The organism is Bacillus sp. FSL W8-0519, assembly GCF_038005585.1.
Lineage (GTDB): Bacteria > Bacillota > Bacilli > Bacillales > Bacillaceae_G > Bacillus_A > Bacillus_A paranthracis.
Genome location: NZ_JBBOTL010000001.1, coordinates 58,544 through 82,500 on the forward strand (window position 1 = coordinate 58,544; position 23,957 = coordinate 82,500).

Genomic DNA, 23,957 nt, shown 5'->3' on the forward strand with positions numbered 1-23,957 from the left:
AGAAAAAGGAGTTTTCTTGCATGGAATCGAAGAAGTATCAAGCCTTTTGGCGTGGGGCTATTATATTAACAATCGCAAGTTTTGTTACAAAGGTATTAAGCGCCTTTTACCGTATTCCATATCAAAATATAGCGGGTGACGTTGGTTTTTATATTTACCAACAAATTTATCCATTTTATGGATTTTGTTTAATTTTAGCTACTTATGGGTTCCCTATTATAATTTCAAAAATGGTTGCGGAACGATTAGAGCGAGGGAAAAAACAAGAAGCAGAGGAAATTATTTGTGTATCTTTTTGGTTTTTATTAGGGATTGGTTTCATAGGATTTTTTACATTGTTCTTTGGTGCCGAAGCAATTGCGATAGCTATGGGCGATATACACTTAGATAAGCTATTACGCGTTATTTCCTTTTCATTCATATTGATGCCGTTTTTATCTGTAGCAAGAGGATATTTCCAGGGATTCAATAATATGATGCCAACAGCTGTTTCGCAAGTGATAGAACAAACGATTCGTGTTTCTATTATTGTATTTTTATCTCTATTCCTAATTGCTCACGAATTTGATTTATATACAGTTGGTGCAGGTGCTATGCTCGGTTCAATCGCAGGTGGATTGATTGGGATTATCGTACTTATACTTTATATGCGTCATGACTTTCGTTCTATATTCTTCAAAAGTGTAAAGAGGATTAAAGGGAAAAAGAAGATTATAAAAATCCTGTTTTGGCAGGGGTTAGCGATTTGTGTTAGTAACTTAGTGCTTATTTTTATACAAATGGCTGATTCTATTTCTTTCTATTCTCTACTTATTGGAGCGGGAGAGCCAGTTGAAAGTGCAAAGGTGTTAAAAGGTGTTTATGACAGAAGTATCCCGCTTATGCAATTGGGTACTGTCGTGACAACTTCCTTCTCGTTGTCGCTTATTCCAATTATTACAGCAGCGAAGGAAAGAGGGGATCTTACCTTTATTCGAGAAAAGGTAAGGTTAGCGATGAAAATAACATTTGTTATCGGATTTGCAGCAGCCATTGGATTAACTTGTATTATCCAACCTACGAATATTATGTTGTTTGAAAATAGTGATGGGTCAGATGTTTTATCTATTTTATCTTTATCTATTTTATTTAGTTCATTGTCGATTACAACTGCTTCTATTTTGCAAGGGTTAGGACAAACATTAAAACCAGCAATATTCGTTATATTTGGCGGTTGTTTAAAGTTAGCTTTAAATTATATATTAATGCCATATTTTAGTGTGAAGGGAGCTGCAATTGCGACGCTAGTTGCGTTAATTGTAATTTCTATACTAAATAGTGTATTACTTATGCGAGCTGTATCCGAATCGCTTATCGACAAACGGAATATGTTAGGTATAGTTATTAGTGGTATCGGTATGGGATTTGTACTAATAATGTTTATGCGTGTATTGCAAATGTCTGGATTAGTAATGGATACAAGTCATAGAGGTGTTGCAACACTTGAGGCGTTGTTAGGTGTAGCCATCGGCGGATTGGCATATATGTTTTTCATTTTAAAATTACGTGTATTTACAAAAACAGAAATAGGAACTGTTATGAAAAAAGAGAAAAAAGAAGGTTCATTGAAGAAGAGTGGATAGAGGTGACAGGTTGTGAGTGGAATCATTACTATTTTAGGATTAGGTGCTGGTGAATTAGATCAGTTAACAATGGGTGTATATAGAAAAATAAAAGAAGCAGATCACATGTTTGTTAGAACGAAGGAACATCCCGTTATAGAAGAGTTAGAGAAAGAAGGTATACGATATACTGCTTTTGACAATGTATATGAAGCACATGATACATTTGAAATTGTATATGAAACAATTGCGAATACATTGCTAAAACAAGCTGAAGGTGCAGAAATCATCTATGCTGTTCCAGGGCATCCACTTGTAGCGGAAAGAACGGTTCAGCTACTATTGGAAAAAAGTGAAGTAGCGAATATTGAAGTGCGAATTGAAGGTGGGCAAAGTTTCCTTGATCCTATGTTTGCAAGTCTTAAGATTGATCCGATTGAAGGATTCCAATTAATTGACGCTACATCATTTGAAAGAGGACAATTAGAATTACGTCAACACTTAATCTTTTGCCAGGTATATGACGCATTCGTTGCATCAGATGTGAAATTAACATTAATGGAGATGCTGCCAGATGATTATGAAGTGTATATCGTAACAGCTGCAGGGACTTCATTTGAGCAAGTGAAAAAGGTGCCGTTGTACATGTTAGATCATGAAACGGAGTTGAATAATTTAACGAGTGTGTACATACCACCAGTTCAGGAACGTGCATCCTTGTATCAACAGTTTGATGTGCTTAGAGAAATTATTGCAGATCTTCGTGGCCCGAATGGCTGTCCATGGGATAAAAAGCAAACACATCAATCTTTAAAGAAATATTTAATTGAGGAAGCTTATGAAGTATTAGAAGCAATTGATGAAGAGGATGATGATCACTTAGTAGAAGAACTGGGTGATGTATTATTACAAGTTATGCTTCATGCCCAAATCGGAGAGGACGAAGGTTGGTTCTCTATAGATGATATTATTCGAACTTTATCTGAGAAAATGGTTCGTCGTCATCCGCATGTATTTGGGAATACGGATGTAAATAATGCCGATGAAGTAATTGCCAATTGGGAAGAAATTAAAAAACAAGAAAAAGGGTTTGTAAAAGAATCTGTTTTAAATGGGGTTCCAAAAAGTTTGCCGCAGTTACTACGCGCTTATGAAATCCAGAAAAAAGCTGGTAAGGTTGGTTTCGATTGGGTTGATGTACAGCCGATGATAGAGAAAGCCTTAGAAGAATGGCAAGAGTTCCAACAAGAAGTTACAAACATGGATGAGGCGAAGATGTTAAGTGAATTTGGCGATTTACTATTTGCGTTTGTTAATATAGCTCGTCATTATAAAATAGATCCAGAAGAAGCGTTACGTTCAACAAATGAGAAATTCGTCAGTCGTTTTTTATACATGGAAGCAAAGGTAGCTGAAATGAAGAAAGAGATGCAAGATTTATCATTAGAGCAGTTAGATATTTTCTGGGAAGAGGCAAAACAAACAGAGCGTTAATAGGGGGATTTAATATGCGTCTAGATAAGTTTTTAAAAGTATCACGTTTAATTAAAAGAAGAACATTGGCGAAAGAAGTAGCTGATCAAGGAAGAATATCCATTAATGGTCAAGTGGCAAAAGCAAGTTCAGATGTAAAAGTAGCTGATGAATTAACAATTCGTTTTGGTCAAAAAATAGTAACTGTAAAAATAAATGAATTGAAAGAAACGACTAAAAAAGAAGATGCAGCAAATATGTATAGCTTAGTTCGTGAAGAAAAAGTAAAGGCCGAAGAAGGCTTGTTCTAAAATTGATTATCCCTTCATACATTACTATTAGCTAGTATAAATGTATGGGGGGATTTACGTGAATAATGGTTACTCACCTATGTCTTCTAATCAACAAAATGTTTCTGTAGAGCATGATATTATTATGCGTGGCAGACGTGTAATTGATATTACCGGTGTAAAGCAGGTAGAGAGTTTTGATAGCGAAGAGTTTTTACTTGAGACCGTAATGGGCTTTTTAACAATTCGCGGTCAAAATTTGCAAATGAAAAATTTAGATGTAGAAAAAGGTGTTGTATCGATTAAAGGGAAAGTTCATGAGATGCTGTATATTGATGAGAATCAAGGGGAGAAAACTAAAGGCTTCTTTAGTAAGTTGTTTAAATGAGTCTAACAATTCAGTTGTATACGATGCTCTCAATGATCGGAATGGGTGCTTGGATTGGAGCGTCTTTAGATACATACCAACGATTTTTAAAACGTCAAGAACGTAAGCGTTGGATTGTATTTATACATGATATACTATTTTGGATTGTCCAAGCATTATTCGTTTTTTACGTATTACTTCTTGTAAATGAAGCTGAACTACGTATATATGTATTTTTAGCATTATTATGTGGTTTTGCGGCATATCAAAGCATGTTGAAAGCAATATACATGAGACTGTTAAATTTTCTCATCTATATTTTTGTGCAAACAACACACTTTTTTGTTCAAATTATACAGCTACTCATGATAAAACCTGTTATTATTATAGCGCAGCTATTTATTGCATTTATATTATTCTTATTTCGTATACTGCTTTCAATTGGACATGTGTTATGGAAAATGGTGATTTGGATATTACTTTTCATATGGAAAGTTTTTTTCTGGCCTGTTCGATTTATTGCTTCGCTCATATGGAAACTTCTCCCTAATCGTGTTAAACTTTTTATAATGAAGCATGTAGGGTTCCTGCAATATATAGCAAAATTGAAGGGACATATCTTCCAATTATGGGAGCGTATAAAAAAGAAGTTAGGGGGACCTCGGAAATGAGGGAACTGAGACAAAGAACAATCGAAAAACAGAGTCCAAATCCTGTTAAAGAGCATATAATACAAACGGATGAGAACAGGAAGCGACTTTATCGCCGTTTAGCGGTTTTTCTTGTCTTTGCTTTTACAATTATTGCGAGTATTAGTGTAACGTTTTATCAACAAAACAGTTCCATTAAAGCAAAAGAAGCAAAAGTTAAGGACATGAAAAAAGAACTGGATTCATTAACGAACAAAGAAAAGAGTCTAAAAGACGAAGTTCAAAAGTTAAATGATGAAGAGTACGTATTAAAGATTGCTAGAAGGGATTATTTCTTCTCTGGAAAAGGGGAGATAATTTTTCCTGTTTCTAAGTAGAGTATGTCTTATTGACACTATATTTTAGGATTATATATAATAAAGTAAAATTTGACTTTTTAACCACTAAGGAGGAGCATTTTTTTTATGTCAATCGAGGTAGGCAGCAAGTTACAGGGTAAAGTAACAGGTATTACAAATTTTGGGGCTTTTGTGGAGCTGCCAGAAGGCTTAACGGGTCTTGTTCATATTAGTGAAGTTGCTGATAATTATGTGAAAGATATTAACGATCACTTAAAAGTGGGCGACCAAGTAGAAGTAAAAGTTATTAACGTTGAAAAAGATGGTAAGATTGGTCTATCTATTAAAAAAGCGAAAGAGCGTGAAAAAACAGAAGGAGATCGTCCACGTGGTGAATACCAACGCGGTGGTGATCAACAACGTTCTGGACGTCCACAACGTAATCGTTCTTTCAACAGAGATAACCGTGGTGGCGGTAACGACCGTGCTCCAAAAGAAACATTCGAGCAAAAGATGGCACGTTTCTTAAAGGATAGCGAAGATCGTTTAACTTCTTTAAAGCGTAACACTGAATCTAAACGTGGTGGCCGTGGCGCACGTCGCGGATAATAAGAACGTTTAATTCTTAGAATATAGAGAGGTGCCCAGGGCGATTGCTCAGGGTGCTTTTTTATATGGGAAAATATATTTTTAAAAAAGTTTTCAAGATATGTTGACTTTAAATTATATCTGAGGTAAGATACTAATTGTCCGTTAAATAAGACGACATGGCGGTGTAGCTCAGCTGGCTAGAGCGTACGGTTCATACCCGTGAGGTCGGGGGTTCGATCCCCTCCGCCGCTATATTTAATTTAACGGCCCGTTGGTCAAGTGGTTAAGACACCGCCCTTTCACGGCGGTAACACGGGTTCGAATCCCGTACGGGTCATCTAAAAAGATCATGCAAATGCGCATGATCTTTTTTTGTTAAATAAATTAAGACATACAACACTTCTACAAAATCACCCTATATTTTCTGAATGTTCGATTAAAATATTAAAAATAAAATACATACTGTGTATATATGTAGAGTTATTTCGAATAAAAAGTCGAACGATTATAAAAGTGAAAACTGTTGTTTTGACAAAAATCCCAATAATCATCTTTTATAATGACAGTAATTAAACTATGCAGGTGGTGTTAAAAATATGCCTAAAGCAGGAAGGAATACTATGAATACAAGTGCATTGGCAATGAATGAAGGTCAGCTTGGAGGAGTAAAGTGGACGAGTAAGTTGCGAATGAAGTTTGAGCAAGTTTTCTTTAGATGGGGATTCATTATTGTTGTTATTGGTTTTCTTTTGGGACGAGCATATATATTAACAAACATTTTACCGTTTGCATTACCGTTTTTTGCTGCTGTTTATGTTATGAAGCGGGATAAAATGCCGCTCGCATTCTTGGCCCTAATGGGGGGCGCACTTTCAGTTTCGATAGATAATTTATTCTTTACCTTTGCATCTATTTTTACTTTCTTCATTTATAATATCTTCTTTAGTCGGTTTACACGTAAAACTGTTGGACTTGTACCATTCCAAGTATTTATCTCCGCATTAACTGCACATTTAGTTGTCGTATATTTTGCACAACAAACTGTTACCATGTACGATTTACTCGTTAGTACGATTGAGGCAGGGCTTAGCTTCGTATTAACTATGATATTTTTACAAAGTGTCCCGCTTTTAGTAGAAAGAAAAGGGAAACAACAAGCGTTAGAGACAGAAGAAATTGTTTGTTTAATTATATTACTAGCATCTGTTTTAACTGGTACAACAGATTGGTTCATATATGACGCTTCTATTCAACATATTTTTACTAGGTATTTAGTGCTTGTGTTTGCGTTTATCGCAGGAGCGGCTACAGGATCTACAGTAGGGGTCGTCACTGGGTTAATATTAAGCTTAGCAAATGTCTCTAGTTTGTCCCAACTTAGTCTGCTTGCCTTTTCTGGATTGCTTGGTGGTTTGTTAAAAGAAGGGAAACGCTTAGGTGTTAGTTTAGGTTTATTAATTGGGACAAGCTTGATTACGCTATATGTAGACAAGCAAACAAACATTGTGACAACTTTAATTGAATCTGGTGTGGCGATTGCTTTCTTTTTATTAACACCGAAACTTGTTATGGATCGTATTGCTAAATTTATGCCAGGCACACAGGAGCATTCGCAAGATCAACAACAGTATTTAAGAAGAATGCGTGATGTTACAGCGAATAAAATCAATCAATTTGCCAATGTATTTGCTGCTTTATCTAATAGCTTTTCTGTATATGGATATGTGGAGGAGGAAGATAAAGAGACGGAGGCAGATTTGTTCTTAAGTACAATTACTGCAAAAACATGTCAAACATGCTTTAAAAAGGACCAATGCTGGGTAGTTAATTTCGATAAAACGTATGATTATATGAAACAAATAATGAGTGAAACGGAAGAAGGAACTCTGCAGCATAATCGGAAGTTAGTTCGTGAATGGGACAAGCATTGCGTAAGAGGCAAGAAAGTGACGGATTTAGTAGCGGGTGAATTAGATCACTTCTATGAGGGACAAAAATTACGAAAACAAATGAAAGAAAATCGTAGAATAGTAGCGGAGCAATTGTTAGGTGTATCAAAAGTTATGGAGGATTTTGCTAAGGAGATACAAAGAGAAAGGGAAAATCATCAAGTACAGGAAGAACAGATTCTGCAAGCGTTTCGTGATTTTGGTGTAGAAATAGAGCATGTTGATATTTATTGTTTAGATAGAGGAAGTATTGATATTGAAATGTTGATTCCAGTTGCATCTAATGAACATGGAGAGTGTGAAAAATTAGTTGCACCAATGCTTTCTGATATCCTGAAGGAAAACATAGTTGTGAAACATGAAGAAAAATCTTCTTATCCGAATGGGCACAGTTTAATATCATTTGGTTCAGCAAAAACGTATTCCCTTGATACCGGCTTGGCCACAGCCGCGAAAGGCGGTGGGTTTGTTTCGGGTGATTCTTATGCGATGATGGATTTAAGTGTTGGGAAATATGCCCTTGCAATTAGTGATGGTATGGGAAATGGGCAAAGAGCTCATATGGAGAGTAAAGAAACGGTGAAATTATTACAAAAAATACTTCAATCAGGTATTGATGAAGAAATAGCGATTAAGTCTATTAACTCTATTCTTTCTTTAAGAACAACAGAAGAGATGTTTACAACATTAGACTTAGCTATGGTAGATTTACGGGATGCGAGTGCGAAGTTTTTAAAGATTGGATCGACGCCGAGTTTTGTTAAACGCGCAAATAATATTTTGAAAATTGAAGCAAGTAATTTACCAATGGGAATTATCGAGGATGTTGAAGTTGATGTAGTGGGTGAGCAATTAAAAACAGGTGATATTCTTATTATGATGAGTGATGGGATTTTTGAGGGCGCGCAGCATGTGGAGAATCATGAGTTATGGATGAAGCGGAAAATTAAAGAGTTACAAACTGAAGATCCGCAAGAAATTGCTGATATCATTATGGAAGAGGTGATTCGATCTGGCGATGGTTATATAAATGATGATATGACTATTGTAGTAGCGAAAGTGAAGAAAAATATGCCGAAGTGGGCTACCATTCCAATTGTAGGAATGCAAGCGCAATAAAGTGAAACTTGAAGTGTAATGTTTCTTTCTAAAAACCTAGGTGAATACCTAGGTTTTTTTGCTTTAAAAGATAATGTTATTATTTTTGTGAATATATACGGATGATGTAAGATAAAAATGTAATTTTTGTATATCTTTTTTTTGCACAATGTTTGTAAAAGTTGTACCATTATAAACAAGGTAACTAACGTTGCTGTTCTTGTTTAATGAAAGGTGATTACGAAGTTGAAAGATACATTTGTTGAAAAGGTAGATGACTTTGTAAAGCAGCATGATGTATTAAAGGAACGCTCAACAATTGTTGTAGGGGTTTCTGGTGGTCCTGACTCTTTGGCTCTTCTATATTATTTGTTAGAAAAAAGAGCGGCAAAACAGTTTGAAATTGTAGTGGCGCATGTGGATCACATGTTTAGAGGTGATGAATCTCATGAGGACCTACAGTTTGTGCAGGACCTTTGTAAAGGACTGGGAGTTATTTGCGAAACGATAAGAATTAATGTGTCGCAATATCAACAGCAATACGGGATGAATGCACAGGTTGCTGCTAGAGAATGCAGATATGCATTTTTGGAAAGAATAATGAAGAAATATGATGCGAGATATGTAGCCCTTGGACATCATGGTGATGACCAAGTAGAGACGATTTTAATGCGTCTTGTACGAGGGAGTACTCCGAAAGGATATGCAGGAATTGCAGTGAAGCGTCCTTTTCATAATGGATATTTAATTAGGCCGTTACTTGGAGTAACAAAGGAAGAAATTGTTGATTACTGTAATAAGCTGAAAATAATTCCTCGTATAGATCCAAGTAATAAAAAGGAAGTATATACAAGGAATCGATTACGTAAATATGTTCTTCCTCATTTGAAAGAAGAAAACCCACAAGTGCATGAGAAATTCCAAAAATTTAGCATGCAGATGCAAGAGGATGAGGCGTATTTGCAGGAATTAGCTTTTGAGAAAATGAATAAAGTAATTACAAAAAAAAGTGATAAACAAATTAGCTTATCAATTCCTGCCTTTGAATCCATGTCTATGCCTTTACAAAGAAGAGGGATTCAACTAATATTAAACTATCTTTATGAATATAAGATTCCATCTTCTCTTTCCTCTATACATATTGACAAAGTGATTGATTTTTTTAAGCGGACACAACCTTCGGGTTCACTTGATTTCCCAGGTGATTTGAAAATTGTTCGCGCATATGAGGAGTGTAGCTTTGGATTTAAACAAGAAATTGTTTCTCCTTTCTTACAAGATTTATCAGTTCCCGGAACAATTACGCTATCGAACGGGGATAAACTTGTAACAGAGGTGAGCGAAGATATACCAAGTGACATGAATGAAACAGTATTTGTTGCTAAGTATAATGATATATCATATCCACTTCGTATTCGGTCTAGAGAAAATGGAGATCGCATGTCAATACAAGGTATGAATGGCACTAAAAAGATAAAAGCTATTTTTATCGAAGCAAAAGTACCAAGAGAAAAAAGAGAAGAATGGCCGGTCGTTTGTGATGCAAGTGGGAATGTTATTTGGTTACCCTTGTTGAAGCGATCTGCATTTGCTATCTCGAAAGAGACAGCAAAGAAGGATAAATATATGATTATTCACTACAAAAGCAAGGAGTCTTCCGGGAGGATAATGAAATGATGAATCAAGATATCGAAAAAGTATTAATTTCTGAAGAGCAAATACAAGAAAAGGTGCTCGAATTAGGCGCAATTATTGCAGAGGATTATAAAAACACAGTACCTCTTGCGATTGGTGTACTAAAGGGTGCAATGCCATTCATGGCAGATTTATTAAAGAGAACAGATACATATCTTGAAATGGATTTTATGGCTGTATCTAGTTACGGTCACTCAACTGTTTCAACAGGCGAAGTGAAAATTTTAAAAGACCTTGATACTTCTGTAGAAGGTCGCGATATTTTAATCGTTGAAGATATTATTGATAGCGGTCTTACGCTAAGTTACTTAGTAGACCTATTTAAATATCGTAAAGCGAAGTCTGTAAAAATCGTTACGTTATTAGATAAACCAACAGGCCGTAAGGTAGATTTGAAAGCGGATTATGTTGGGTTTACTGTACCGCATGAATTTGTTGTAGGATATGGATTAGATTATAAAGAGCAATACCGTAATCTTCCTTATGTAGGAGTATTAAAACCAAGCGTTTACTCAAATTAATTAAATACAGGCGTCACAATTGTATAGGAAAGTTTTTCTATGTTACGATTTACTATAGTGTTTATGCCGTGAGAGGAGGTTAGGAATGAATCGTATCTTCCGTAATACCATCTTTTATTTACTGATATTCCTAGTAGTAATTGGAATCGTGAGCTATTTTAATGGTTCGACACAAAAAACGACATCAGTTAGCTACGATAAATTCATTACTAAACTAGAAAAAGGTGAAGTGCGTAATGTGCAGCTTCAACCGAAAAATGGTGTGTTTGAAGTAAAAGGACAATTTAATAACTCTAGCCAGGGAGAACAATTTGTTACTTATGCACCAAATACTGAGGAATTACAAAAGAAAATTAATGATAAAGCGCAAGGTGCTGAAGTTAAGTATCAACCAGCAGAAGAAACAAGTGCTTGGGTAACCTTCTTTACTTCTATCATCCCGTTTGTCATTATCTTCATTTTATTCTTCTTCTTATTAAACCAAGCTCAGGGCGGCGGTAGCCGTGTTATGAACTTCGGGAAAAGTAAGGCGAAGTTATATAATGACGAAAAGAAAAAAGTTCGTTTCAGAGATGTTGCTGGAGCAGATGAAGAGAAACAAGAGCTTGTTGAGGTAGTTGAATTCTTGAAAGATCCTCGTAAGTTTGCTGAAGTTGGTGCCCGTATTCCGAAGGGTGTTCTATTAGTGGGACCTCCAGGTACAGGTAAAACTTTACTAGCACGTGCCGTTGCGGGTGAGGCAGGCGTTCCGTTCTTCTCTATCAGTGGTTCTGATTTCGTAGAGATGTTCGTCGGTGTCGGTGCATCACGTGTACGTGATTTATTCGAAAACGCAAAGAAAAATGCTCCTTGCATCATTTTCATTGATGAAATTGATGCGGTAGGACGTCAACGTGGCGCTGGTCTTGGTGGTGGCCATGATGAGCGTGAACAAACGTTAAACCAATTGCTTGTTGAAATGGATGGATTCGGTGCCAACGAAGGTATTATTATCATCGCTGCGACAAACCGTCCTGATATTCTTGACCCAGCATTATTACGTCCAGGTCGTTTTGACCGTCAAATTACAGTAGATCGTCCAGATGTAAATGGCCGTGAAGCTGTACTGAAAGTGCATGCTCGTAATAAACCGCTTGATGAGAATATCAACTTAAGAGCAATTGCAACTCGTACACCAGGATTCTCTGGTGCCGATCTTGAAAACTTATTAAACGAAGCTGCTTTAGTAGCTGCGCGTCAAGATAAGAAGAAAATTGATATGAGTGACATTGATGAAGCGACGGATCGTGTTATTGCAGGTCCGGCTAAGAAAAGTCGTGTTATCTCTGAAAAAGAACGTAATATCGTTGCTTTCCATGAAGCGGGCCACACTGTAATTGGTGTTGTCCTTGATGAAGCTGATGTCGTTCATAAAGTAACAATTGTCCCTCGTGGTCAAGCTGGTGGATATGCAGTAATGCTTCCAAAAGAAGATCGTTACTTCATGACAAAACCAGAGTTACTTGATAAAATCACTGGTTTACTTGGTGGTCGAGTAGCTGAAGAGATTGTATTTGGTGAAGTAAGTACAGGTGCTCATAATGACTTCCAACGTGCGACTGGTATTGCAAGACGTATGGTAACGGAATTTGGTATGAGTGATAAGCTTGGACCAATGCAATTTGGTAGCTCACAAGGTGGTCAAGTGTTCTTAGGAAGAGACTTCCATTCAGAACAAAACTATAGTGATGCGATTGCACACGAAATCGATATGGAAATGCAAACGATTATGAAAGAATGTTATGCTCGTGCAAAACAAATTCTTACTGACAATCGTGATAAACTAGATCTTATTGCGAAAACGTTACTTGAAGTAGAAACGTTAGATGCGGAGCAAATCAATCATTTATGTGACTATGGCAGATTGCCAGAACGTTCAACATCTTCAGCTGATGTGAAAGTAAACATCAACATGAAGAAGGACGATGAAGAATCAGAAGATAAGTAAGAAGAGATGAAGGAGTGACGATAGTCACTCCTTTTTTATTTGTAGAAGGGAACTAAGTAGAAAAAGAATTTAAATAAATCTGGTACTAAAAATTGAAATAGGGAGTAATCTTTTTGTAAAATGATGAGGATAGAAAAGCTGATTATATAAGTATGTGTGATATGATGTTTTTATAAGTTTTATACATACTGCACAAATATAGATTAAATAAGATAAGTGGTGAGAATATGATTTTTGTATTGGATGTAGGGAACACAAATGCTGTACTGGGCGTGTTTGAAGAGGGGGAACTTCGTCAACATTGGCGCATGGAAACGGATCGTCATAAGACAGAAGATGAATATGGAATGCTTGTAAAACAGTTGCTTGAGCATGAGGGTCTTTCGTTTGAAGATGTGAAAGGTATTATCGTGTCTTCAGTCGTACCACCAATTATGTTTGCTTTAGAGCGCATGTGTGAAAAGTATTTTAAAATTAAGCCGCTTGTAGTAGGTCCTGGAATAAAAACGGGGCTAAATATTAAATATGAAAATCCACGAGAAGTAGGTGCGGATCGAATCGTAAATGCAGTAGCAGGAATCCACTTATATGGAAGTCCGCTTATTATTGTCGATTTTGGTACGGCTACTACATATTGTTATATTAACGAAGAAAAGCATTATATGGGTGGAGTTATTACACCAGGAATTATGATTTCAGCAGAGGCTTTATATAGTAGAGCGGCAAAACTTCCTCGTATTGAAATTACAAAACCAAGCAGTGTAGTTGGGAAGAATACGGTAAGTGCGATGCAATCCGGTATTCTTTATGGTTATGTTGGACAAGTGGAAGGTATTGTTAAGCGCATGAAAGAGGAAGCTAAACAAGAACCGAAAGTTATTGCAACAGGTGGATTAGCGAAATTAATTTCAGAAGAATCGAATGTAATTGATGTTGTAGATCCATTCTTAACATTAAAAGGTTTGTATATGTTATACGAGCGTAATGCAAATTTACAGCATGAGAAAGGTGAATAAATAAGTATGAAAGATTATTTAGTAAAAGCGTTAGCATTTGATGGGGAAGTGCGTGCGTATAGTGTACGTACTACAAACACGGTAAGCGAGGCGCAAAGACGTCATGATACATGGAGAACAGCTTCAGCGGCACTTGGTCGTTCTTTAACTGCAGGTACAATGATGGGGGCAATGTTAAAAGGTGACCAAAAGCTAACAATTAAGGTAGAAGGAAATGGTCCGATTGGTCCTATCTTAGTAGATGCTCATGCAAATGGAGATGTACGTGGTTATGTAACGAATCCACATGTTGACTTTGAAGGAACAGAACAAGGGAAATTACGTGTATATCAAGCGGTAGGTACTGAAGGATTTGTAACGGTAATTAAAGATATTGGTATGCGTGAGCCGTTTATTGGTCAATCTCCAATTGTTTCAGGAGAATTAGGAGAAGACTTCACGTATTATTTTGCAGTTTCTGAGCAGACGCCTTCTTCTGTAGGTGTTGGTGTCCTTGTAAATGGAGACGATAGCATATTAGCGGCAGGTGGATTTATCCTTCAAATTATGCCGGGTGCACAGGAAGAGACAATTTCATTCATTGAAGAGCGTTTGCAGAAGATTCCTCCTGTATCAACATTGATCGAACAAGGGCTTTCTCCAGAAGAGTTACTGTATGCAGTCCTTGGAGAAGATAAGGTAAAAGTATTAGAAACGATGGATGTTCAATTTAATTGCACATGCTCACGCGAACGTATCGAGAGTGTGTTAATTAGTTTAGGTAAAACGGAGTTAGAGCAAGTTCGTGAAGAAGAAGAAGAAACAGAAGTTCATTGTCATTTCTGTAATGAGCGATACAAGTTCTCTAAAGAAGATATTACAAATTTAATTGAGAATTTGTAATAAGGGAATTTACCCTCTAAATACATTGACAAACAGGGAATTTTCTGACAAAATCTAAATATATACAAAACCAATAAAAATACTCGGTGTTAGGAGTGACAGGAATGCGAGTGGCACAATCAGTTTCAGAATTAATCGGGAAAACGCCGATCGTTAAGTTGAACCGCATCGTAGAATCAGACAGCGCAGATATATACTTAAAATTAGAATTTATGAATCCGGGGAGCAGCGTTAAAGATCGTATCGCATTAGCTATGATTGAAGATGCTGAGAAAAAAGGATTATTAAAAGAAGGCGATACAATCATTGAGCCGACAAGTGGTAACACAGGAATTGGTTTAGCGATGGTAGCAGCTGCTAAAGGATATAAGGCAATTTTAGTAATGCCAGAAACAATGAGCGTTGAGCGTCGCAATTTATTACGTGCTTATGGCGCTGAATTAGTATTGACTCCAGGGCCTGAAGGAATGGGCGGAGCAATTCGTCAAGCGACTGAATTAGCAAAAGAACATGGCTACTTTATACCGCAACAGTTCAAAAATCAATCAAATCCAGAAATTCATCGTTTAACAACAGGTCCAGAAATTGTTGAGCAAATGGGTGATCAATTAGATGCATTTATTGCAGGTATTGGTACAGGTGGAACGATTACTGGTGCTGGTGAAGTGCTGAAGGAAGCATATAAAGATATTAAAATTTATGCAGTAGAACCTGCGGATTCACCAGTGTTATCTGGTGGAAAACCAGGTCCACATAAAATCCAAGGAATTGGGGCTGGATTTGTTCCAGAAACATTGGATGTAGAAGTATATGATGAAATCATTCAAGTGAAAACAGAGCAAGCGTTCGAATACGCAAGAAGAGTGGCTAAAGAGGAAGGTATTTTAGTTGGTATTTCTTCAGGAGCAGTTATTTATGCAGCGACAGAAGTTGCGAAAAAGTTAGGTAAAGGGAAAAAGGTACTTGTTATTATCCCAAGTAATGGTGAACGTTATTTAAGTACACCACTTTATCAATTTGAGTCTTAATTACATGTGATTGAAAAAGCATCCTTGAAAAAGGATGCTTTTTCTTTTTGGATTGGAAATAGGAAAAGAGTGAATGACTAGAAAACTTCATGTAAAATAAGAGGTAGTATCATTAATTTATTTTCACTAGCCTTCGAGTATAACTCTTCTATATACATAACGAATGTAGTTTGAAGTGGTTAATATAAGAGGGTGGGATAAAAGAAGACGGGGTGTTGATATGCAACGAAGAAAATCTTTAGCGCTTTCTATTCCATATCAGTTAGATTTCTTTAAGCAATATAAATTTCTTTCTAAGGATAAACCGCAACATATTTTGTTAGAGAGTGGGCGTGGCGGTCGTTATAACATTGTGGGGTTAAACCCGGTAGCGGTAATCCGAGGGAAGGGTGAAACGTTACATATAAGTGAAAGTGGTAAGGAAACAATAAAGCAAGGAAACCCATTAGGTTTAATGCAGGAATATATGGAGCAATGGAAAACGGATTATAATCCGGAATACCCGCCTTTTCAAGGTGGTGCAATTGGCTACTTTAGTTATGATTGCATCCGTTATATTGAAAAACTTCCTTCTCTTGCCGAGGATGATATTAATATACCTGATATATTCTTTTTATTATTTGATGATGTGTTTGTGTATGATCAAGAGGAAAAAGTATTATGGATTATTACACATTATGCAGATAAGCATGAAGAGGCAAAAGAACGATTAAATGAATGGAAGGTTCTTTGGACGACAGAAGCGCCAGAAGTGACTATGCCGTTTGCGTGCCCTGAAAAGAAAAGTGAAGCAGTTGCTTTTACTGAAGAAAGCTTTATGAAGGCGGTTGAATGTATTCAAGAATATATTGGTGCTGGTGATGTGTTCCAAGTAAACTTGTCGACAAGACAAGAAAGAACGTTACAAACACACCCACTAGAAATATATACAAGTCTTCGTGAAATTAATCCATCTCCATATATGGGTTACTTGGAGCTCGGGGATTTTCAAATTGTAAGTGGATCGCCAGAGTTGCTAATTAAGAAACAGGGAACTGAAGTAAGTACAAGACCAATTGCTGGAACGAGATCTAGAGGGGCAAATGAGCAAGAGGATGAAGAATTGGCAAGGGAATTAATTGAGAATGAAAAAGAAAGAGCAGAGCACGTCATGCTTGTGGATTTAGAGCGAAATGATTTAGGACGTGTTTGTAAATATGGCACTGTAGAAGTAGACGAGTTTATGGTAATTGAGAAATACTCACATGTTATGCATATTGTTTCTAATGTGCGTGGTGAGGTGGAAGAAGATAAAGATGCTTTCGATTTAGTGAAGGCTGTATTCCCTGGAGGAACAATTACGGGTGCTCCGAAAATACGTACGATGGAAATTATTGAAGAATTAGAACCTGTTCGCCGAGGGATTTATACAGGTTCAATCGGTTGGATCGGTTATTCTGGAGATACAGAATTGAATATTGTAATTAGGACACTTCTTGCTAAAGACGGAAAAGCGCATGTACAAGCAGGGGCGGGAATTGTAATTGATTCAAATCCGGAAAATGAATATAAAGAGTCGTTAAAAAAGGCGATTGCTTTATGGCGTGCAAAAGAACGTAGTGAAGAAACGGTTAGGTGAGAGAAATGATATTAATGATTGATAATTATGATTCTTTTACATTTAATTTAGTGCAGTTTCTTGGAGAACTTGGACAAGATCTTGTTGTTAAACGTAACGATGAAGTGACTATTTCAGATATTGAGAATATGAAACCAGACTTTTTAATGATTTCGCCAGGTCCATGTAGTCCGAATGAGGCAGGAATTAGTATGGAGGTTATTCGATACTTTGCTGGAAAGATTCCGATTTTTGGGGTTTGTCTTGGTCATCAATCTATTGCGCAAGTGTTTGGTGGAGAGGTTGTTCGTGCAGAGCGATTAATGCATGGGAAAACATCGCTTATGCATCATGACGAGAAGACGATTTTTTCGGATATCCCTAATCCGTTTACCGCGACACGCTATCATTCCCTTATTGTTAAGAAAGAGACGTTACCTGATTGTTTAGAGGTAACGTCTTGGACAGAAGAAGGGGAAATTATGGCGCTCCGCCATACAACATTACCGATTGAAGGTGTGCAGTTCCACCCGGAATCTATTATGACTTCTCACGGGAAAGAGTTGTTGCAGAATTTCATTCGTAAATATAGTCCAAGTGTGACATCATGTTAATTTACGTAAATGGTCAGTATGTAGAATCGAGTGAAGCGAGAATTTCTCCTTATGATCATGGTTATTTATATGGTCTTGGAGTTTTTGAGACTTTTCGTATTTATAATGGTCATCCTTTCTTATTGGATGATCATTATGACCGTTTAATAGATGCGCTGGATACATTGCAAATAAAATGGACAATGACGAAAGATGAAGTAATGCTTATTTTGAAGAATTTAATCGTTAAGAATAAATTAGAGCATGCGTATGTCCGTTTTAATGTATCGGCGGGTATAGATGAAATTGGATTGCAAACAGAAATGTATGAAGAGCCGTCTATTATTGTTTTTATAAAACCTTTAGCGGCCCCGGGAGATGTAGTGGAAAAAGAAGGGGTTGTCTTAAATCAAGTGAGAAATACCCCAGAAGGTGCATCTCGCTTGAAGTCTCACCATTATTTAAATAACATTTTGGGGAAACGTGAAATTGGAAATGGTGTGAATAAAGAAGGGATTTTCCTGACTGAAGTAGGTTATGTTGCAGAGGGTATTGTTTCGAATCTCTTTTTTGTGAAAGGTGATATTTTATATACACCTTCGCTTGAAACAGGGATTTTAAATGGTATCACTCGTGCGTTTATTATAAAGGTTGCTGAAGAGATTGGTATAGAAGTAAAAGAAGGTTTCTTTACAAAAGATGAATTACTTTCAGCCGATGAAGTCTTCGTAACAAACTCGATTCAAGAAATTGTTCCGCTTAATCGTATAGAGGGACGAGATTTCCCGGGTAAAGTAGGTATGGTTACAAAAAGATTTATGAACCTTTATGAAATGCAGAGAGAGAAATTGTGGAGCAGAAATGAATTACGAAGAGGAGATGTGTAGTTTGAAGTGGGATTATGATTTGCGCTGCGGCGAATATACATTGAACTTAAATGAAAAAACGTTAATTATGGGGATTTTAAATGTAACACCAGATTCGTTTTCTGATGGTGGGAGTTACAACGAGGTAGATACTGCAGTGCGCCATGCGAAAGAAATGCGAGATGAAGGTGCTCATATTATTGATATTGGTGGCGAATCTACTCGTCCGGGCTTTGCTAAAGTGTCAGTGGAAGAAGAAATAAAACGAGTTGTTCCAATGATTCAGGCTGTTTCAAAAGAGGTGAAATTGCCTATTTCTATCGACACATATAAAGCGGAAGTTGCAAAACAAGCAATCGAAGCTGGTGCTCATATTATTAATGATGTTTGGGGAGCGAAGGCGGAACCGAAAATCGCTGAAGTTGCGGCTCATTACGATGTACCTATTATCTTAATGCATAATCGCGATAACATGAATTATCGTAATTTAATGGCTGATATGGTTGCTGATTTATATGACAGTATTAAAATTGCTAAAGATGCTGGTGTACGAGATGAGAATATCATTTTAGACCCGGGCATCGGTTTTGCTAAAACACCTGAACAAAATTTAGAAGCGATGCGTAATTTAGAACAGTTAAACGTACTAGGTTATCCAGTTCTCTTAGGTACTTCAAGAAAGTCCTTTATTGGGCATGTGCTAGATTTGCCGGTAGAAGAACGTCTTGAGGGGACGGGAGCTACCGTTTGTCTTGGTATTGAAAAGGGTTGTGAGTTTGTTCGTGTTCATGATGTGAAGGAAATGGCACGTATGGCTAAGATGATGGATGCGATGATTGGTAAGGGGGTAAAGTAATTGGATAAAATTTATATTCATGATATGGAGTTTTACGGTTATCATGGTGTATTCCCAGAGGAAAATAAATTAGGCCAGAGATTTAAAGTGGACTTAACGGTGGAATTGGATTTGAAACAAGCAGGAGAAAGTGATGACTTAGAGCATTCTGTTAATTATGGAGAGCTTTTCGAATTATGTAGGAAAGTTGTAGAAGATAGAACATATAAGCTTGTAGAGAGTATTGCTGAAAATATTGCTACAGATATATTGAAACAATATGAGAGTATTTCAAGATGTACGATAAAGGTAATTAAACCAGATCCGCCGATACCAGGACATTATCGTGCTGTAGCGGTAGAAATTACGAGAGAACGTCCATGAATAATATAGCTTACATTGCATTAGGTTCAAATATTGGAGAACGTTATACGTATTTAACTGAAGCGATTCAGTTTCTGAATAAAAATCCTTATATCAAAGTTGAGGATGTTTCGTCTGTATATGAGACGGAACCGGTTGGCTATACTGACCAAAGTTGCTTTTTAAATTTAGTTATAAAAATTTCTACCAATTTATCACCGCAAGAATTATTGAAAGTAACGCAAAAAGTAGAAAATGATCTAGGAAGAAAAAGGGAAATTAGGTGGGGACCTAGGACTATCGACCTTGACATTTTACTATATAATCAAGAAAATATTGAAGCAGAGAATCTTATTGTTCCGCATCCGCGGATGTTCGAAAGAGCTTTTGTTATCGTTCCGTTGTTAGAGATTAATCAAGATATAAAACAAAACATTTCACGTTCACAAGTAGAAGAAATGAAAAGGCGAGAGGGAGTAACGGTATGGAAGCAGAAAAATGGGGAAGACGCATTCGTGCTTTTCGAAAACTAAAAGGTTATACGCAAGAAGGTTTTGCAAAAGAATTAGGGGTATCTGTATCTGTTTTAGGTGAAGTTGAGCGAGGAAATCGATCGCCTTCCCAAGACTTTGTAGTGGAAGTTGCTAAAGCATTAAAGGTCTCGATAGATGAGCTAATGCCAAAGTGACCATGAAGGAAGGAGTAAATCGAGTGTTAAAAATCGCAAATATTGAGATGAAAAATCCGGTTGTATTAGCACCGATGGCGGGAGTGTGTAACTCTGCATTCCGTTTGACAGTAAAAGAATTCGGTGCAGGCCTAGTTTGTGCTGAAATGGTAAGTGATAAGGCGATACTACTGAACAATAAAAGAACATTAGATATGTTATATATTGATGAGAGAGAAAAGCCATTAAGTTTACAAATTTTTGGTGGCGAGAAAGAAACTCTTGTAGATGCTGCGAAATACGTAGATCAATATACGACAGCAGACATCATTGATATTAATATGGGGTGCCCAGTACCAAAAATCGTTAAGTGTGATGCAGGAGCAAAGTGGCTTTTAGACCCAAATAAAATATATGAAATGGTAGCGGCAGTTGTAGATGCTGTAAAAAAACCAGTTACAGTAAAAATGCGTATCGGTTGGGATGAGGATCATATTTTCGCAATCGAGAATGCGAAAGCTGTTGAGCGTGCTGGTGGACAAGCGGTAGCAGTTCATGGGCGCACACGAGTACAAATGTATGAAGGAAAAGCGGATTGGGATATTATTAAACAAGTAAAGCAAGCTGTAAATATCCCGGTTATCGGAAATGGTGATGTCGCAACGCCGCAAGATGCAAAGCGTATGCTTGATGAAATTGGTGTAGATGGTGTTATGATTGGCCGCGCTGCCCTTGGAGATCCATGGATGATTTATCGTACGGTAAAGTATTTAGAGACTGGTGAATTAATGCCGGAACCGACAGTACGTGAGAAAATTGACGTATGTATGTTGCATCTAGATCGTCTGATCGATTTAAAGAATGAAAATGTCGCTGTAAGAGAGATGAGAAAGCACGCAGCTTGGTATTTAAAAGGCATTCGTGGTAATGCAACTGTACGTAATGGTATCAATGCTTGTAATACGCGTGAAGACCTTGCAAATGTATTAGGTACATTTGTAGAAGAAGTAGAAGCGAAACAACAAACAATTCACGTTGGTTAATAATAGGAAGGGAAGATTGACATTCTTCTATACACTTCCTATAATTACGTGAAAGAAAGAAGAACTGCCAGTTAGTTGCTGGCAGTTTTTCTAGTTGAGTAGAAAATGCTATACTGTATATATTGTAAAAATTAATAGAGCTGGAGTGATATCAATACCATGGATAACATGAACCACGAAGAATTAAACGACCAATTGCTTGTTCGTCGTGAAAAGCTACATAACTTACGTGAGCAAGGGATCGATCCGTTCGGTAAACGTTTTGAACGTACAAATGCAACAAATGAATTATTAAGCCTATATGGAGAGTTCTCTAAAGAAGAATTAGAGGAGAAAGAAATCTCTGTTTCTATCGCTGGTCGTATTATGACAAAACGCGGTAAAGGAAAAGCTGGATTTGCACATATTCAAGATTTACATGGACAAGTTCAAATTTACGTTCGTAAAGATGCTGTTGGAGATGAAGAGTACGAATTATTTAAAACAGCAGATTTAGGTGACTTAGTAGGTATTGAAGGTAAAGTTTTCAAAACGAACGTTGGAGAACTTTCGGTGAAAGCAACGGGCTTTACGCTATTAACGAAATCTCTTCGTCCATTACCGGATAAATATCATGGATTAAAAGATGTTGAACAACGCTACCGTCAACGTTACTTAGACTTAATTACAAGTATGGAAAGCCGTGAAACATTTGTTACTCGCAGTAAAATCATTCGTGAAATGAGAAGATACTTAGATGACAATGGTTATCTTGAAGTGGAAACACCTATGATGCACGCAATTGCAGGTGGAGCTTCTGCGCGTCCTTTTATCACGCACCATAATGCGTTAGATATGGAGTTATATATGCGTATCGCAATTGAACTTCATTTAAAACGCCTTATTGTGGGTGGATTAGAAAAAGTTTATGAAATCGGCCGTGTATTCCGTAACGAGGGTGTATCAACTCGTCATAATCCCGAGTTTACGATGATTGAATTATATGAAGCGTATGCTGATTATAAAGATATTATGAAACTAACAGAAAATATGGTTGCTCATATCGCGAAGCAAGTACTAGGTACAACAACAATCCAGTATGGTGATTATGAAATTAATCTAGAACCAGAATGGACACGTCTTCATATGGTAGATGCAATTAAAGAACATTCTGGAGCAGATTTCTGGAATCCGATGAGTGTAGAAGAAGCGCGTGAACTTGCAAAAGAACATAATGTAGAAATTAAGGATACAATGGAAGTTGGTCATATTATTAATGAATTCTTCGAGCAAAAAGTAGAAGATAAATTAATCCAACCAACATTTATTTACGGTCATCCGGTAGAAATTTCGCCACTTGCGAAAAAGAATGACGAAGATCCACGATTCACAGATCGTTTCGAATTATTTATCGTTGCACGTGAACATGCAAATGCATTCACTGAATTAAATGATCCAATCGATCAGAAAGAACGTTTTGAAGCGCAATTAAAAGAACGCGAACAAGGTAATGATGAAGCTCACATGATGGATGATGATTATATCGAAGCTCTTGAGTATGGTATGCCTCCTACAGGTGGACTAGGAATTGGTATTGATCGTCTTGTTATGTTATTAACGAATGCACCATCTATTCGTGACGTACTATTATTCCCTGCTATGCGTCATAAACAAGACTAAGCTTTGGAGATTTCTCCAAAGCTTTTTTTATCGCGATTGGTGAGGCTTGATTAAAGTTTCACTTTATTTGAGTATGAGTGTGGAGATTAGATGTTGATGTTGGAAGAAATTATATTTATATAGAAGAAAAGTGCTGTTTTTATACTTTTTTACTAAGTTAAAAATTTTATTAGAAAAACTATTGCATTTTAATAATCAAACTGGTATATTTATATTCGTTGCCACGAAAGGTAACAAGCAAAACAAACGAAAAACAACTTTTTGAAAAAAGTTGTTGACGAAAATATAACAAAATGTTATATTAATAAAGTCGCTTCTGAGCGACGAAGTAGTTCTTTGAAAACTGAACGAAACAAACAACGTGAAACGTCAATTTTTATTTTATGATGCTAGACAAACTAACTTTATTGGAGAGTTTGATCCTGGCTCAGGATGAACGCTGGCGGCGTGCCTAATACATGCAAGTCGAGCGAATGGATTAAGAGCTTGCTCTTATGAAGTTAGCGGCGGACGGGTGAGTAACACGTGGGTAACCTGCCCATAAGACTGGGATAACTCCGGGAAACCGGGGCTAATACCGGATAACATTTTGAACTGCATGGTTCGAAATTGAAAGGCGGCTTCGGCTGTCACTTATGGATGGACCCGCGTCGCATTAGCTAGTTGGTGAGGTAACGGCTCACCAAGGCAACGATGCGTAGCCGACCTGAGAGGGTGATCGGCCACACTGGGACTGAGACACGGCCCAGACTCCTACGGGAGGCAGCAGTAGGGAATCTTCCGCAATGGACGAAAGTCTGACGGAGCAACGCCGCGTGAGTGATGAAGGCTTTCGGGTCGTAAAACTC

The 23,957-nt window shown here is 37.1% G+C and carries 23 protein-coding genes, 2 tRNA genes and 1 rRNA gene (1 of these 26 cut by a window edge); all 26 read left to right on the forward strand.

Annotated features, from left to right (window positions below; genetic code table 11):
* Window positions 1-20 precede the first annotated feature (20 nt).
* Window positions 21-1,622 carry a putative polysaccharide biosynthesis protein gene (locus NST14_RS00310; RefSeq protein WP_000444157.1) on the forward strand — a complete coding sequence of 534 codons (1,602 nt, stop codon included), beginning with the start codon at window positions 21-23 and terminating at the stop codon, window positions 1,620-1,622.
* A gap of 12 nt (window positions 1,623-1,634) precedes the next feature.
* Window positions 1,635-3,095: a nucleoside triphosphate pyrophosphohydrolase gene (mazG, locus tag NST14_RS00315; protein ID WP_000014266.1), complete on the forward strand. Its 1,461-nt coding sequence runs from the start codon at window positions 1,635-1,637 to the stop codon at window positions 3,093-3,095.
* Window positions 3,096-3,109: 14 nt separating this feature from the next.
* Window positions 3,110-3,385, forward strand: coding sequence for an RNA-binding S4 domain-containing protein (locus tag NST14_RS00320; protein ID WP_001234876.1), 276 nt, complete (start codon window positions 3,110-3,112; stop codon window positions 3,383-3,385).
* Between the two features lie 58 nt (window positions 3,386-3,443).
* Window positions 3,444-3,752 carry a sporulation protein YabP gene (gene yabP, locus NST14_RS00325; protein WP_001059101.1) on the forward strand — a complete coding sequence of 103 codons (309 nt, stop codon included), beginning with the start codon at window positions 3,444-3,446 and terminating at the stop codon, window positions 3,750-3,752.
* Window positions 3,749-4,402 carry a spore cortex biosynthesis protein YabQ gene (gene yabQ / locus NST14_RS00330; RefSeq protein ID WP_000059762.1) on the forward strand — a complete coding sequence of 218 codons (654 nt, stop codon included), beginning with the start codon at window positions 3,749-3,751 and terminating at the stop codon, window positions 4,400-4,402. The genes yabP and yabQ overlap by 4 nt, the downstream gene beginning before the upstream one ends.
* A complete protein-coding gene (divIC, locus tag NST14_RS00335) occupies window positions 4,399-4,758 on the forward strand; it encodes a cell division protein DivIC (protein WP_001208736.1) in 360 nt (119 codons plus the stop codon). Before yabQ ends, divIC begins: the two co-directional genes overlap by 4 nt.
* An 87-nt stretch (window positions 4,759-4,845) precedes the next feature.
* Window positions 4,846-5,328 (forward strand): S1 domain-containing RNA-binding protein, encoded by a 483-nt coding sequence (locus NST14_RS00340; RefSeq protein ID WP_000021452.1) that lies wholly within the window; start codon window positions 4,846-4,848, stop codon window positions 5,326-5,328.
* A gap of 160 nt (window positions 5,329-5,488) precedes the next feature.
* Window positions 5,489-5,562, forward strand: a tRNA-Met gene (locus NST14_RS00345).
* Window positions 5,563-5,575: 13 nt separating this feature from the next.
* Window positions 5,576-5,647 (forward strand) — tRNA-Glu (locus NST14_RS00350).
* A gap of 259 nt (window positions 5,648-5,906) precedes the next feature.
* Window positions 5,907-8,378, forward strand: a complete 2,472-nt coding sequence (gene spoIIE / locus NST14_RS00355; protein WP_001123528.1) for a stage II sporulation protein E — start codon at window positions 5,907-5,909, stop codon at window positions 8,376-8,378.
* Between the two features lie 225 nt (window positions 8,379-8,603).
* Entirely contained in the window at window positions 8,604-10,034 is a 1,431-nt protein-coding gene (gene tilS / locus NST14_RS00360) for a tRNA lysidine(34) synthetase TilS (protein ID WP_229143705.1), read from the forward strand.
* On the forward strand, window positions 10,031-10,573 hold the full coding sequence (gene hpt / locus NST14_RS00365) for a hypoxanthine phosphoribosyltransferase (RefSeq protein WP_000981838.1): 543 nt from the start codon (window positions 10,031-10,033) through the stop codon (window positions 10,571-10,573). Before tilS ends, hpt begins: the two co-directional genes overlap by 4 nt.
* 85 nt (window positions 10,574-10,658) lie before the next feature.
* Window positions 10,659-12,560, forward strand: a complete 1,902-nt coding sequence (gene ftsH, locus NST14_RS00370) for an ATP-dependent zinc metalloprotease FtsH (RefSeq protein WP_001079660.1) — start codon at window positions 10,659-10,661, stop codon at window positions 12,558-12,560.
* A 227-nt stretch (window positions 12,561-12,787) separates the two neighbouring features.
* Window positions 12,788-13,576 (forward strand): type III pantothenate kinase, encoded by a 789-nt coding sequence (locus NST14_RS00375; protein ID WP_000578367.1) that lies wholly within the window; start codon window positions 12,788-12,790, stop codon window positions 13,574-13,576.
* Between the two features lie 6 nt (window positions 13,577-13,582).
* Window positions 13,583-14,458: a redox-regulated molecular chaperone HslO gene (hslO, locus tag NST14_RS00380; protein WP_000656366.1), complete on the forward strand. Its 876-nt coding sequence runs from the start codon at window positions 13,583-13,585 to the stop codon at window positions 14,456-14,458.
* 104 nt (window positions 14,459-14,562) lie between these two features.
* Window positions 14,563-15,486: a cysteine synthase A gene (gene cysK / locus NST14_RS00385; protein ID WP_001261709.1), complete on the forward strand. Its 924-nt coding sequence runs from the start codon at window positions 14,563-14,565 to the stop codon at window positions 15,484-15,486.
* Between the two features lie 220 nt (window positions 15,487-15,706).
* Entirely contained in the window at window positions 15,707-17,104 is a 1,398-nt protein-coding gene (gene pabB / locus NST14_RS00390; protein WP_171484847.1) for an aminodeoxychorismate synthase component I, read from the forward strand.
* A gap of 5 nt (window positions 17,105-17,109) precedes the next feature.
* Entirely contained in the window at window positions 17,110-17,697 is a 588-nt protein-coding gene (gene pabA / locus NST14_RS00395) for an aminodeoxychorismate/anthranilate synthase component II (RefSeq protein WP_000602276.1), read from the forward strand.
* Complete coding sequence (gene pabC / locus NST14_RS00400; RefSeq protein ID WP_000909890.1) at window positions 17,691-18,563, forward strand: aminodeoxychorismate lyase; 873 nt, start codon at window positions 17,691-17,693, stop codon at window positions 18,561-18,563. Before pabA ends, pabC begins: the two co-directional genes overlap by 7 nt.
* A complete protein-coding gene (folP, locus tag NST14_RS00405; RefSeq protein WP_025991707.1) occupies window positions 18,538-19,398 on the forward strand; it encodes a dihydropteroate synthase in 861 nt (286 codons plus the stop codon). The genes pabC and folP overlap by 26 nt, the downstream gene beginning before the upstream one ends.
* Complete coding sequence (folB, locus tag NST14_RS00410; protein WP_000358059.1) at window positions 19,399-19,761, forward strand: dihydroneopterin aldolase; 363 nt, start codon at window positions 19,399-19,401, stop codon at window positions 19,759-19,761.
* Window positions 19,758-20,273: a 2-amino-4-hydroxy-6-hydroxymethyldihydropteridine diphosphokinase gene (gene folK, locus NST14_RS00415; RefSeq protein ID WP_001059445.1), complete on the forward strand. Its 516-nt coding sequence runs from the start codon at window positions 19,758-19,760 to the stop codon at window positions 20,271-20,273. The genes folB and folK overlap by 4 nt, the downstream gene beginning before the upstream one ends.
* Entirely contained in the window at window positions 20,225-20,428 is a 204-nt protein-coding gene (locus tag NST14_RS00420; protein WP_000387027.1) for a helix-turn-helix domain-containing protein, read from the forward strand. The genes folK and NST14_RS00420 overlap by 49 nt, the downstream gene beginning before the upstream one ends.
* A 23-nt stretch (window positions 20,429-20,451) precedes the next feature.
* Window positions 20,452-21,450: a tRNA dihydrouridine synthase DusB gene (gene dusB / locus NST14_RS00425; protein WP_000912268.1), complete on the forward strand. Its 999-nt coding sequence runs from the start codon at window positions 20,452-20,454 to the stop codon at window positions 21,448-21,450.
* A 159-nt stretch (window positions 21,451-21,609) separates the two neighbouring features.
* On the forward strand, window positions 21,610-23,109 hold the full coding sequence (lysS, locus tag NST14_RS00430; protein WP_000369678.1) for a lysine--tRNA ligase: 1,500 nt from the start codon (window positions 21,610-21,612) through the stop codon (window positions 23,107-23,109).
* A 404-nt stretch (window positions 23,110-23,513) separates the two neighbouring features.
* Window positions 23,514-23,957, forward strand: a 16S ribosomal RNA gene (locus tag NST14_RS00435) (it continues 1,107 nt past the right edge of the window).

Excerpts from the sequence above, each read along its gene's own strand:
- NST14_RS00310 (WP_000444157.1), top strand. The coding sequence starts at position 21 with ATGGAATCGAAGAAGTATCAAGCCTTTTGGCGTGGGGCTATTATATTA.
- NST14_RS00320 (WP_001234876.1), top strand. The coding sequence starts at position 3,110 with ATGCGTCTAGATAAGTTTTTAAAAGTATCACGTTTAATTAAAAGAAGA.
- yabQ (WP_000059762.1), top strand. The coding sequence starts at position 3,749 with ATGAGTCTAACAATTCAGTTGTATACGATGCTCTCAATGATCGGAATG.
- divIC (WP_001208736.1), top strand. The coding sequence starts at position 4,399 with ATGAGGGAACTGAGACAAAGAACAATCGAAAAACAGAGTCCAAATCCT.
- NST14_RS00340 (WP_000021452.1), top strand. The coding sequence starts at position 4,846 with ATGTCAATCGAGGTAGGCAGCAAGTTACAGGGTAAAGTAACAGGTATT.
- spoIIE (WP_001123528.1), top strand. The coding sequence starts at position 5,907 with ATGCCTAAAGCAGGAAGGAATACTATGAATACAAGTGCATTGGCAATG.
- hpt (WP_000981838.1), top strand. The coding sequence starts at position 10,031 with ATGATGAATCAAGATATCGAAAAAGTATTAATTTCTGAAGAGCAAATA.
- ftsH (WP_001079660.1), top strand. The coding sequence starts at position 10,659 with ATGAATCGTATCTTCCGTAATACCATCTTTTATTTACTGATATTCCTA.
- NST14_RS00375 (WP_000578367.1), top strand. The coding sequence starts at position 12,788 with ATGATTTTTGTATTGGATGTAGGGAACACAAATGCTGTACTGGGCGTG.
- hslO (WP_000656366.1), top strand. The coding sequence starts at position 13,583 with ATGAAAGATTATTTAGTAAAAGCGTTAGCATTTGATGGGGAAGTGCGT.
- cysK (WP_001261709.1), top strand. The coding sequence starts at position 14,563 with ATGCGAGTGGCACAATCAGTTTCAGAATTAATCGGGAAAACGCCGATC.
- pabB (WP_171484847.1), top strand. The coding sequence starts at position 15,707 with ATGCAACGAAGAAAATCTTTAGCGCTTTCTATTCCATATCAGTTAGAT.
- pabA (WP_000602276.1), top strand. The coding sequence starts at position 17,110 with ATGATATTAATGATTGATAATTATGATTCTTTTACATTTAATTTAGTG.
- pabC (WP_000909890.1), top strand. The coding sequence starts at position 17,691 with ATGTTAATTTACGTAAATGGTCAGTATGTAGAATCGAGTGAAGCGAGA.
- folP (WP_025991707.1), top strand. The coding sequence starts at position 18,538 with ATGAATTACGAAGAGGAGATGTGTAGTTTGAAGTGGGATTATGATTTG.
- folK (WP_001059445.1), top strand. The coding sequence starts at position 19,758 with ATGAATAATATAGCTTACATTGCATTAGGTTCAAATATTGGAGAACGT.
- NST14_RS00420 (WP_000387027.1), top strand. The coding sequence starts at position 20,225 with ATGGAAGCAGAAAAATGGGGAAGACGCATTCGTGCTTTTCGAAAACTA.
- lysS (WP_000369678.1), top strand. The coding sequence starts at position 21,610 with ATGGATAACATGAACCACGAAGAATTAAACGACCAATTGCTTGTTCGT.